Source organism: Massilia sp. TSP1-1-2 (genome assembly GCF_049896185.1).
Classification (GTDB): domain Bacteria; phylum Pseudomonadota; class Gammaproteobacteria; order Burkholderiales; family Burkholderiaceae_D; genus Telluria_A.
In genome coordinates this window covers 59032-69295 of the sequence record NZ_JAFCTU010000032.1, presented here as the reverse complement: position 1 = coordinate 69295, position 10264 = coordinate 59032, and the positions used below count along the sequence as shown (strand labels likewise).

Here is a 10264-nt window from a genome sequence, read left to right as displayed (position 1 = left end):
ATGGAATGCTGGAGGTCTTGCTTCGGGCCTTCACAGGCAATCCTATCCAGCTCGCAGCATAGCGGCTGAACAGTCACTCAAATCTATTGGTTTTACAAGAACTGGAGCAGCTACAAGGACCGATGCCGCTACGCCAGCTCGCAGGACCAAAATATCTGGCCTATTCCGCGCGCGCTCTTTTCAGTTTTTTTCGTCCATTCGCTGTTTCGCAAGGTCGAAGAATATGCGATTGAAAAAATGCGCCCGCTAAATTGGAATATCAGCTCGGACGCGACGCTCCTGGTGGCTCTGCTGATCTTGTCGAACGTCATGGGCAGGCTGGCGGGGAAAAACATCGGCTCCCCCTATACAGACTACATCTCGCTGTTGTTGCTGGTGCCGCTGTACTTCAGCTTCCACTGTGCCCAGCAGTTCATCAACATCAGCTGCGGCGATCCGCAAGGCATTAGCAACAGCAAGCTGACGGGTGCCAATTAGGCCTGGATGTTTACCGGCGCCGTTTTTTGCCTGCTCGCTGCGGTGGGCCTCTTCATGCCCGAGCTGGGAAAGTAAGCGCAACCGTCCTTGCGAGGCCGCATCCTTAATTTTTTTGCAACACAGGCTTGCGATTGCGGTAAGATTGCCACTCCTAACAGAGCCAAGGCAAGCCATGTTCCTGCGTCACATTCTCCGCCATGCGACGACCATCCTGCTGGTGCTCAGCGCGCCCTTGGTGCACGCCATAACAGCGCCGGACGCTGCGGTCAAAGTGAACGTGACCCACGTCGCCAAGGATAGCTGGCGGGTTGACTATCAGTTTCCGCAAGCTGTTACCGCGATTAAACTTGCCAAGGTTGGCGAATACCGCTCGACCGCGTGGAACATTCTCACCCCGCGCATGCGCATGACCACTGACGCGGAGCTCGACGTAATTTCCCTCGGCGGCAAGCCATTTCGCACGCTGAGCGTGGAGATCGACAGGTACAACGGCAAGTTGCAAAAATTCTACGCGCCCTTCAACGGCTTTACCGACGGCGGCGTGGCCCTGTTCCTGGGACACTTGCAGGGCGATGTGCAGCGCGGCAAACAAAGCGCGGCCATGTCAACCGATATTCGCCTGACCGGACTGGGGCAGGAAAACGTGATTGCACCGCCCCTCAACAAGCTGGCCCCGGGTGGTGAACGCGGGTATGCCTATTTTGGCCCGGCAAAGCCGTACCGCTCCGGCACCACCGTATTCCTGATCGACCCGCAAACCCCGGACTGGGCGCGCGAAACGGTGCTCGACACCGGCGCGGCGATGGGCCGGTATTATGAAAAAGCTTACCAGCGCCCATTGAAGGACGAGATGTTCGTCATGGTGGGAATCGTCGGCTTTGACGCGCCCGGCCTGTCCTTAAATGGCGGCGCGGTGCTCGGACAACTTGCGTACCGCTTCGAAGGCAAGCAATTGATTGGCGACCATCCTAAAAAACGCGAGCTACTGACCAAGATCGTCGCGCACGAGATGGCGCATCTGTGGCAAATGAATGTCGAGCGCGGGGGCGTCGGCGGGAACAACCCCTGGGTCCACGAAGGTGGCGCCGAGGCAATGGCGTTGGAAGCCTTGCAGCAAACCGGTTTGTGGAACACGGAACAAATCACGGCCTATCGGGCCGCGCAAAGGGCAAGCTGTGACAAGCTGGGCGATACGGTAACGTCGTATGAGGGCATTTATGCTTGCGGCTTGACCCGCTTCGACAAGCTGGGCGTTGATATCGTGGCGCTATGGCGGGCCATGATCGTTGCCACGGAAGTGAAGGGCGACCCGTATTCGCAAGAAATGATCGAAGCCATCGTTGCCAGCCAGGGCAGCAGCCTTGCCACGCATTGACATGACGATTGCCGGCTTGTGCCGAACAAGGGGAAAGCTGAGGGGATGGTACTGAAAGAAACAGCTATAAAGCAGGGATATGACAGGCTGACGAGAACCACAATGTCAGCCTGCATAAGAAATACTGGTCGGAGTACAAGGATTCGAACCTTGGACCCCCTGGTCCCAAACCAGGTGCGCTACCGGACTGCGCCACACTCCGAGGACCAGAATCATAACGGCTGGCGCGGGTATGGTCAAGGGCCGTCGGCGAATTTTATCGAGGAGCGGTGAAAAAGGTGCGCGAGCCGCCCCGGCACCGCTGGCCCGCTGCTCATAGTCCCCCGACATGCCTCGCGCGACGAGGTCGGCACTGACAGCGGCCCGCGCCAACGGTTTGACCGCAATGGGCGCGCAGAGTGCGGATTAGTTACATTCTGCGGATTAGTGACATTCGCGCACTGGCGGGGAGCCAAAGACGGGGCCCTACGCCTGGCCCTTGATGACGAGGGCACGGTCGTACAGCGCGTTCTTCTTGCGGCCCGTAATTTGCGCCGTCAGGTTGGCCGCCTGCTTGACCGAACATTCGGCCAGCAAAATATTCAAGATCCGCTCGGCCTCGGCCTCCTGCGCATCGCTGCCGCCGGCGGCGCCTTCGAGCAGCACCACATATTCCCCTTTTTCGCGGTGCGGGTCGGCCTTGACCCACGCCAGCGCGTCCGACAGCGGGCAGCGGTGGATCTCTTCAAACAGCTTGGTCAGTTCGCGCGCGAACACCACTTGGCGTTCCGGCTGGAACACGAGCACCAGTGCTTCGACGCAATCGAGGATCCGGTGTGGCGCCTCGTAAAACACCAGTGTTGCGCTGACGGTGAGTAATTGCAGCAGCGCCGTTTCGCGCTGCTTGGCCTTGGCCGGCAAAAAGCCCACGAAGTAAAACTGGTCGTTGACCAGGCCGCTGGCGGACAGCGCCGTCACCGCCGCCGACGCGCCCGGCACCGGGACCACACGCAGGCCGGCCGCGCGTACCGCGTCCACAATGCGCGCGCCGGGGTCAGACACGCCGGGGGTGCCGGCGTCGGACACCAGGGCGATGCGTTCACCGGCCAACAGCCGGTGAACGATCTTGTCGGCCACTTCGCGCTCATTGTGCTGGTGGGCGGCAAGCATGGGGCGCGACAAGCCAAAACGGCTGAGCAGGTTGCCGGTGTTGCGGGTGTCTTCGCAGGCGACGGCGTCGACCATGCCCAGCACGTGCAAGGCGCGCACGCTGATATCGGTGACGTTGCCGATGGGGGTGGCTACAATGTACAGGGTTGCGGTAGGATAGGACTGCTGTGCAGCTTCGCCCATGACGGGCAATTGGACGATCGGACTGGACTGTTCTTCTGTCATTTGAGGATGTGATGCTTATGAAAATGTTGAAAGGCGTATTTGCCACCGCTGGTGTTGCCCTGCTGGGGGCGTGCAGCACGCCAATGCCCTGCGATCCGACGGGGGGATTGTGCGCGCCAATGCAGGCAAACACAAGTGGAGCACCGCCGGGTTCGCGCGCGGCCGACGCCACGGCGCCGCGCGCTGTGCCGAATGCACTGCCGAATGCGTTGCCCCCGCTGGCCGCAGCGCCCGGCGCCAGCGTCCAGACCATGCCCGTCGAAACGCCCGACAGTGCGTTTTCCGGCACCTCCTCCACCACGCCCACCGGCCGCGCGCCGGTGCGCATCGCACTGCTGCTGCCCACCCGCGCCGAAGCGCTGCGCCTGCCGGCCGAAGCGCTGCGCGCCGGCTTCATGGCCGCCTACGAGCACGAACGCGAAGGCGTCGTCGTCAACGTTATCGAAACCAGCGACGACACCGACGAAACACTGAACGCCTACATGGCGGCCAAGAAAGACAACGACATCATCGTCGGCCCGCTGTCGCGCGCAGGCGTTGGCGCCGTGGCCGCCAGCGGCACCGTCAGCAAGCCGACCATCGCCCTGAACCACCCGGACGGGCGCGGTATCGACAACCCGATTCCGCCCAACATGCTGGTGATCGGCCTGTCGATCGAGGATGAAGCGCGCCAGGTCGCCCAGTGGGCCGCGGCCGAGCATCCCGGCACCAGTGCGCTGGTCGTATCTGGCAACAGCCCGTGGCAACGGCGCCTGGCCGCCGCGTTCGCGGCGCAATGGAAGCAGCTGGGCAACCAGGTCCAGCTGGCCGAACTGACGGCCTCGAACGGTTACCTGAGCGATGCTGCCATTGTCCAGCTCAAGGCGCGGGTCGATACCGAGATGCCGGCCATCATGTTCGCCGCGCTCGACGCCGAGCAGGCGCGCCAGGTACGCGCCATTTTGGGCAGCGAGCTGCCGGCTTACGGCGCCTCCTCGGTCAATCCGGGCCTGACGGCCGGCGGCTCGATGCCTGAACTCGATGGCTTGCGCCTGCTCGACATGCCGTGGCAGATCCAGGGCGACAATCCGGCCGTGATGGTCTATCCGCGCTTTCTGGGCGCCGGCCGCACCCCGGATCTGGACCGCCTGTATGCGCTGGGCATCGATGCCTTCCGCGTCACGCTACAAATTGCCAAGAAGCCCGTGTCAGCATTTCGCATCGATGGCGTGACGGGCCGCCTGACGGTCAATTTCGGCAACGGCACGGCCCGTTTTGAGCGCGTCGAGCCGGGCGCGGTGTACCAGAGCGGCAGTTTCAAGCTGGTCGACAAGAAGCAGTGACATGTGGCCCATCCGGCAGAGCGCCAAACAGCGCCAGGGCGAGGGATGGGAGCAGCACGCGCTGGCACACCTGCAGCGGCATGGCTTGCGCCTGGTGGAGAGCAACTTTCGCTGCAAGTGCGGTGAAATCGACTTGATTGTGCGCGATGGCGAAACACTGGTGTTCGTCGAAGTGCGCCAGCGCGCAGGCACCACCCATGGCGGCGCGGCGGCCAGCATCACCCCGGCCAAGATCCGGCGCCTGGTGCGCGCCGCCGAAACCTACCTGCAGCGCTTTCCCCGCGTGCCGCCCTGCCGTTTTGACGTGGTGGCGATCGACGGCGACCAGCTCGACTGGCTGCGCGACGCCATTCAGGTGTAAGCCCAGGGTGCAAGATCACGTGTAAGCAAATTTAACCGCGCTTGCCCGGCCGTGCCAGCCATTGCACTATAATCCCCACATGAATAATCAACGCATCCTCGCCCACTTTCACGAGAGCGCCGAACTGAAGCTTCAGTGCGCCGCCTCCCTGGTCCAACCCATTTCGCAAGCTGTCGAGCTGATGTTCGGCGCGCTATCGAACGGCAACAAGATCCTGGCCTGCGGGAATGGCGGTTCCGCCGCCGACTGCCAGCATTTTGCCGCCGAGCTGGTCGGCCGCTTCGAGCGCGAGCGCTTTCCGCTGCCCGCGCTGGCGCTGACCACCGACACCTCGATCCTGACGGCGGTTGGCAACGACTACAGCTACCGCGAGATTTTTTCCAAGCAGGTCCAGGCCTTTGGCCAGGCCGGCGACATTTTGCTGGCCATTTCCACGTCGGGCAATTCGGCCAACGTGATTGCCGCCGTTGAAGCGGCGCTGGAGCGCGAAATGCGCGTGGTGCTGCTGACCGGCAAAGACGGCGGCGCGCTCGCCAAGTTGTTGACGGACGCGGACGTCAACATTTGCGTTCCCCATTCGCGCACCGCGCGCATCCAGGAAGTCCATCTGGTCACCATACACTGCATATGCGACGGTATCGACGTCGCCTTGTTCGGAGGAGATGCAAATGAATAAATCTGGGAAACCATTCGCGAAATACGGCCGGCCGCTGGCGCAAGCCACCCTGTGCCTTGCCTTGCTGAGCAGCCTGACCGGCTGCGTGGCGCTGGTGGTGGGCGGCGTTGCCGGCGCCGCCGCCGCTACCGCCGACCGCCGCACGCTGGGCGCCCAGGCGGACGACAAATCCATCTCCGTCAAGGCCGACATGCGCTTGCCGAAAATTACCGGCCCTGACGTGCACATCAATGCCAACAGCTTCAACCGCCAGGTGCTGCTGACGGGCGAGGTGAAAGATGAAGCCATGAAGGCGTCCGTCGAACGCGAAGTCAAAGCCATCGACGGCGTGGCATCGGTTGCCAACGAGCTGACCATTGCCGGTCCCGCCACCTACACGGCGCGCGCCAACGATTCGCTGATCACCACCAAGGTCAAAGCCAGCCTGGTGGACATGAAGACGATTTCGGCTACCTCGTTCAAGGTCATTACCGAGCGCGGCGTGGTGTACCTGATGGGCCGCGTCACCCAGCGCGAAGGGCAAGTTGCCGCCGACGTGGCGCGCGGCGTGTCCGGCGTGAACAAGGTGGTCAAGATTTTCGAGTACATCACCGAAGACGAGATGCGCGCCTTGTCGCCACAAAAGGGCGTGCAGCTCTGACATCATGACAGCCGAAAACACGCCCCGTTCGCACTGGATCAAGCCGGCCATTATCGGGGTGCTGGTGGGCGCGATCGCGCTGGGCGCCTACCTGACGATCGGCCGCACGCCGGTGGCGCCGCAAGTGACGTTTATCGATCTGGCCGGGAAAAAAATCAGCACGGACAGCTTGCGCGGCAAGGTCGTGATGGTCAATTTCTGGGCCACGTCGTGCACGACCTGCGTTAAAGAAATGCCCCAGATGGTCGACACCTATAACAAGTTCAAGGGCCAGGGCCTGGAGTTTGTCGCGGTGGCGATGAAGTACGACCCGCCGAACTACGTGATCAATTTCACCGAAACGCGCAAGCTGCCCTTTACCGTGGCGCTCGACAGCGGCGGCGATATCGCCAAGGCGTTCAACGAAGTGCAGCTCACGCCAACTACCTTCGTGATCGACAAGCAGGGCAGGATTATCAAGCGCTACGTGGGCGAGCCGGATTTTGCGGCGCTGCATGCGCTGCTGAAAGATGCGCTGGCAGGTTGAATCGATGCGGCGGCTTAAAACCCCGTCTGCACCGACACATACATGCCGCGCTGGCGCCGGGGATTGAACACCGTCACATCGCCCAGCCCCACGTACGCTGCCGTTACCGACACATGCTTGGTCGGAAACCACGCGACAAACACATCGTAATACGCCTTTTCATCATCCACGCCCAGGTTATGCGGTTTTTGGCGGTACTCCACGCCAACGACGAGCTTGCGCGTGAACATGTACGCGGCTGAGCCTTCCAGCATCGCCTGGTAGCTGTCATGGCGGTCCCCGCCGAAGCCCAGCAAGCCCATCTGGTTGGCCTTGGTCGCGCGCAGCGTGCCGTTCAGCAGCAGGCTGGAATCGAGCAACACCTTGGTCGCCGCCACGTAATAGTCGGTGCCGCTGTCATCCTTGGCCCCCAGTTGCGTGACATTGCTCACCCCCAGGGCACCCAGCCCGCCGACGCCCCGGTTGCGCTTGAACAGCGCGCCGACGGCAATTTGCGGCATTGCCCGGTCCTGGTCGTAGACCGCATCCCCAGCCAGCTTGACCTTGATGCCGACAATATCTTGCCGGATGCTGAGCTGGTCCAGCGGCGCCAGGCTACCCTTGAAATGCTGCTGCGCCAGCGACAGCTCGACCCGGTCGGCAAACCCGACCGCCACGCCCGCGCTGGAGAGCGAATAATCCTGCGTGCGCAGCGCCGTGACGTGCGCGTTGGCGCCCCAGCTGTCACGCGTGCCGTAACCGGTGATCAGCGCCCACGGCACCAGACCACCGCCGCCCGCGCCTTCAACCTGGCTCACGCCGCCCGTCGCCGTCAGCTTGCCGACATCTGGCCGGTTTTGCGCCAGCGTGCCTGTACTGAGCAGCAGCAAGGCGCCTGCGGCGATGCAGGTGAAAGTGCGAGTGCGAGTGCCAGTGCGAGTGCGAGGTCTTTTTCCCATAAGCTTTATATTGCCATAAATTAATAATGATTTAGTGTCTACGTCAACGGCGTCGGATTGGATTCAACTATTTTGCGGTATTTCGCAAATTTTTATGTTGTATTTCCGTATGTAGATGAGATAACCTCAGCCAGCGCGGCCGCGCACGAGCGCGGCTATCCCGACCCAATTCCAAAGGCTTGCAGTGTCCATCGACGTCAAACCGCTCGACCCGCAGCAACTGAAAACCTGGCTCGCCGCTGCCGCCAAGCGCGATGCTACCGCCTTCCGATTTTTATACGATGCAACTTCTTCGAAACTGTTTGGCTTCGCGCTGCGTATATTGAACAAGCGCGAACTTGCGGAAGAGGTGTTGCAAGAGAGTTTCGTTGCGATCTGGAACAATGCCGCCAGCTATCAGAGCCATCTTGCCGCCCCGATGACCTGGATGGCGACCATTGTCCGGAACAAGGCTTTCGACCACCTCCGGCGCAGCGACGTCTCGGTCGAAATCGACGCGGAACAGTTTGATAGTGAAATCATGAATGCTCTACAGGATCCGCAAAGAACCCCGATCGAGGCGCTGCAGATGAGTGGCGACGCCAAGGCGCTGGCCTGGTGCATGTCCGCGCTCGAGGGATTGCAGCGCCAGACGGTGGCGCTGGCGTTTTACCACGACCTGTCGCACAGCGAAGTTGCAGAGCACATGAAGCTACCAGTTGGAACCGTCAAAACCTGGATCAGGCGCAGCCTCGAAAAGCTGCGTACCTGCCTGGCGAAACGGGAGCAAGCATGAACATTCGTCACAACTTGGCGCTGCGGCAAAAGCTGGCGGCGGAGTACGTGCTGGGCACGCTCAAGGGTGGGGCAAGGCGCCGCTACGAAGGCTGGATGCACAATGACGCCGACCTGCGCAACATCACCGCCGAGTGGCAGCAGCGCCTGGCCCCCATGGCCGAGTTTGCGGGTGATGTGCAGGCGCCCAAGTCGGTCTGGCGCGGCATCGAGCGCAGGCTGAACCTGAAAGCGGCGCCGGGGTCCGGCTGGCAGGCGTGGATCAGCGACAACCTGTCGTTCTGGCGCGGCCTGGGCGTGGTGTCCACCGGGCTGGCGGCGGTCTTGATGGTGCTGGTGCTGAGCAAGACGGGCGTGGAGCCGCCAAGCATCAATTATGTTGCCACGCTGACCGATGAGAAGGCGCAAAACGCGCTGGTGGTCACGGCCGACACGCGCAATCATGCGCTTGATGTGCGAGTGATCAACAGTGCGCAGGTGGCGGCCGACAAGAGCTTGCACCTGTGGGCTGTGCCCAAGTCGGGCAATCCGCGTTCGCTGGGCGTGCTGGCGGACAAGCGTGGCCATTTCGTGCTGGCGGAAAACGCGATCAGTGCGGATGTGGCGGTTCTGGCCGTGACGCTCGAGCCAAAGGGTGGCTCGCCGGATCCGAATGGACCGACGGGGCCGATACTGTACAAGGGTAACTGGGTTCGGCTCTGAGCTACATCGTCCCCGCGTGCGCCAGGATGATGTTGGTTTGCTTCTCGAGTGCACTAAAGTTGCGACTTGTGCGCTGAGCTGCGCGCGCCGTGTAGGTGAGGAAAGTTATTTCGTCACAATCGCGCGCTGCATCGGCGCCAGCTTTGCCACCAGCTTGTTCTGATAGCGCGACGGCACGCCCACGCGTTCCATCGCCATCTGCAAATCCTCGGCCAGCGCGTTGAACTGCGCGCGCGTGATGTTGAGTCCATCGTGGATCTCGACCATATCCTTGCCCTGGTAGGTGCACGGCCCGCCGCTGAGGGCGCAAAACTGCTCCTCGAGGCGCATGGCCAGATGCTTCATGTCGCTATCGGCGAACGATTCCTTGATCCTCGGGTCGGCCAATACCAGCGGAATCAAGGCATCCACAATCTTTTTGATTCCGCTCTTGCCACCAAGCCCATGGAAAGTGGCGGCGTCCGGCGCAGGCGTTTGGGCCATGCCGGCAGAAGCCAGGCAAAGCAGGGCGCTGCAAGCCCATCGTGCGGTGATGATTTTCATGGTTACTCGATAACGCGAAACAATGCGTTCAATTTAGCATTACTTTGGATACAAAATCATTTGCGTGCAACGGAACAGGGCAATTGTCTTGCCGTTGACCTCATTGGTAACGATTACATCCCACACTTGCGTTGTCTTGCCCAAGTGCGCCGCCTTGGCCACGCAAGCGATCGCTCCATCGCGCGCGGTGCCGAGGTGGTTCGACTTCAGTTCGATGGTCGTGAAGCTGTTCGCGCCTTCGGGCAGGCTGGCAATGCAGGCATAGCCGGCGGCCGTGTCGGCCAGCGTGATGACTGTGCCCGCATGCAGATAGCCGTTGGGCGCCAGGTGATGCGGCTTGATCTCCAGCCGGGCTGACGCTTCGCCGTCGGCAATGCCCACGATTTCGATGCCCAGATAGCCGGGCAAGCTTGCCGCGCCAAATTTGTTCAGCGCTTCGGGGGTATAGGATTTTTCGTTGCTCATAACAGTCTCGCTTCAAAGGGTCACAAGATTGTACGATTTATTCAAGCGGCGAGTGCATGGACGGCCAGAAGCATGACAAGATTGCAGTTCC

The 10264-nt window shown here is 61.5% G+C and carries 13 protein-coding genes and 1 tRNA gene; 9 read left to right on the top strand and 5 right to left on the bottom strand.

The window, feature by feature from the left end:
- Positions 1-237 precede the first annotated feature (237 nt).
- Complete coding sequence (locus ACP7BV_RS22030; protein WP_426106838.1) at positions 238-477, top strand: hypothetical protein; 240 nt, start codon at positions 238-240, stop codon at positions 475-477.
- 172 nt (positions 478-649) lie between these two features.
- Complete coding sequence (locus ACP7BV_RS22025; RefSeq protein ID WP_426106837.1) at positions 650-1852, top strand: hypothetical protein; 1203 nt, start codon at positions 650-652, stop codon at positions 1850-1852.
- Between the two features lie 125 nt (positions 1853-1977).
- Here ACP7BV_RS22025 and ACP7BV_RS22020 read toward each other — a convergent pair.
- Positions 1978-2054 (bottom strand) — tRNA-Pro (locus tag ACP7BV_RS22020).
- A gap of 263 nt (positions 2055-2317) precedes the next feature.
- Positions 2318-3226, bottom strand: a complete 909-nt coding sequence (gene rsmI / locus ACP7BV_RS22015) for a 16S rRNA (cytidine(1402)-2'-O)-methyltransferase (RefSeq protein ID WP_426106836.1) — start codon at positions 3224-3226, stop codon at positions 2318-2320.
- A gap of 17 nt (positions 3227-3243) precedes the next feature.
- Here rsmI and ACP7BV_RS22010 point away from each other — a divergent pair, with 17 nt between their 5' ends.
- From ACP7BV_RS22010 to ACP7BV_RS21990, 5 genes are all read left to right on the top strand, one after another.
- On the top strand, positions 3244-4548 hold the full coding sequence (locus ACP7BV_RS22010; protein WP_426106835.1) for a penicillin-binding protein activator: 1305 nt from the start codon (positions 3244-3246) through the stop codon (positions 4546-4548).
- A gap of 1 nt (position 4549) precedes the next feature.
- The gene (locus ACP7BV_RS22005) at positions 4550-4909 is read left to right on the top strand and encodes a YraN family protein (protein ID WP_426106834.1); all 360 of its coding nucleotides are present in this window, start codon (positions 4550-4552) and stop codon (positions 4907-4909) included.
- A gap of 79 nt (positions 4910-4988) precedes the next feature.
- A complete protein-coding gene (locus ACP7BV_RS22000; RefSeq protein WP_426106833.1) occupies positions 4989-5585 on the top strand; it encodes a phosphoheptose isomerase in 597 nt (198 codons plus the stop codon).
- Positions 5578-6225, top strand: a complete 648-nt coding sequence (locus ACP7BV_RS21995) for a BON domain-containing protein (RefSeq protein ID WP_426106832.1) — start codon at positions 5578-5580, stop codon at positions 6223-6225. Before ACP7BV_RS22000 ends, ACP7BV_RS21995 begins: the two co-directional genes overlap by 8 nt.
- A 4-nt stretch (positions 6226-6229) precedes the next feature.
- Complete coding sequence (locus ACP7BV_RS21990; protein WP_426106831.1) at positions 6230-6751, top strand: peroxiredoxin family protein; 522 nt, start codon at positions 6230-6232, stop codon at positions 6749-6751.
- A 14-nt stretch (positions 6752-6765) separates the two neighbouring features.
- On the opposite strand, the gene ACP7BV_RS21985 is transcribed toward ACP7BV_RS21990, so the two are convergent.
- Positions 6766-7620, bottom strand: a complete 855-nt coding sequence (locus ACP7BV_RS21985) for a DUF3034 family protein (protein ID WP_426106830.1) — start codon at positions 7618-7620, stop codon at positions 6766-6768.
- Between the two features lie 253 nt (positions 7621-7873).
- Here ACP7BV_RS21985 and ACP7BV_RS21980 point away from each other — a divergent pair, with 253 nt between their 5' ends.
- Complete coding sequence (locus ACP7BV_RS21980; protein WP_426106828.1) at positions 7874-8464, top strand: sigma-70 family RNA polymerase sigma factor; 591 nt, start codon at positions 7874-7876, stop codon at positions 8462-8464.
- Entirely contained in the window at positions 8461-9165 is a 705-nt protein-coding gene (locus ACP7BV_RS21975; RefSeq protein WP_426106827.1) for an anti-sigma factor, read from the top strand. The genes ACP7BV_RS21980 and ACP7BV_RS21975 overlap by 4 nt, the downstream gene beginning before the upstream one ends.
- A gap of 105 nt (positions 9166-9270) precedes the next feature.
- On the opposite strand, the gene ACP7BV_RS21970 is transcribed toward ACP7BV_RS21975, so the two are convergent.
- Both ACP7BV_RS21970 and ACP7BV_RS21965 read right to left on the bottom strand, forming a co-directional pair.
- Positions 9271-9708, bottom strand: coding sequence for a group I truncated hemoglobin (locus tag ACP7BV_RS21970; protein ID WP_426106826.1), 438 nt, complete (start codon positions 9706-9708; stop codon positions 9271-9273).
- Between the two features lie 39 nt (positions 9709-9747).
- Positions 9748-10173: a PaaI family thioesterase gene (locus ACP7BV_RS21965; RefSeq protein WP_426106824.1), complete on the bottom strand. Its 426-nt coding sequence runs from the start codon at positions 10171-10173 to the stop codon at positions 9748-9750.
- Positions 10174-10264 lie beyond the last annotated feature (91 nt).

Bases quoted from the DNA above. Each gene is read 5' to 3' on its own strand.
- ACP7BV_RS22030 (WP_426106838.1), top strand. From the start codon at position 238: ATGCGCCCGCTAAATTGGAATATCAGCTCGGACGCGACGCTCCTGGTG.
- ACP7BV_RS22025 (WP_426106837.1), top strand. From the start codon at position 650: ATGTTCCTGCGTCACATTCTCCGCCATGCGACGACCATCCTGCTGGTG.
- rsmI (WP_426106836.1), bottom strand. From the start codon at position 3,226: ATGACAGAAGAACAGTCCAGTCCGATCGTCCAATTGCCCGTCATGGGC.
- ACP7BV_RS22010 (WP_426106835.1), top strand. From the start codon at position 3,244: ATGAAAATGTTGAAAGGCGTATTTGCCACCGCTGGTGTTGCCCTGCTG.
- ACP7BV_RS22005 (WP_426106834.1), top strand. From the start codon at position 4,550: ATGTGGCCCATCCGGCAGAGCGCCAAACAGCGCCAGGGCGAGGGATGG.
- ACP7BV_RS22000 (WP_426106833.1), top strand. From the start codon at position 4,989: ATGAATAATCAACGCATCCTCGCCCACTTTCACGAGAGCGCCGAACTG.
- ACP7BV_RS21995 (WP_426106832.1), top strand. From the start codon at position 5,578: ATGAATAAATCTGGGAAACCATTCGCGAAATACGGCCGGCCGCTGGCG.
- ACP7BV_RS21990 (WP_426106831.1), top strand. From the start codon at position 6,230: ATGACAGCCGAAAACACGCCCCGTTCGCACTGGATCAAGCCGGCCATT.
- ACP7BV_RS21975 (WP_426106827.1), top strand. From the start codon at position 8,461: ATGAACATTCGTCACAACTTGGCGCTGCGGCAAAAGCTGGCGGCGGAG.
- ACP7BV_RS21970 (WP_426106826.1), bottom strand. From the start codon at position 9,708: ATGAAAATCATCACCGCACGATGGGCTTGCAGCGCCCTGCTTTGCCTG.
- ACP7BV_RS21965 (WP_426106824.1), bottom strand. From the start codon at position 10,173: ATGAGCAACGAAAAATCCTATACCCCCGAAGCGCTGAACAAATTTGGC.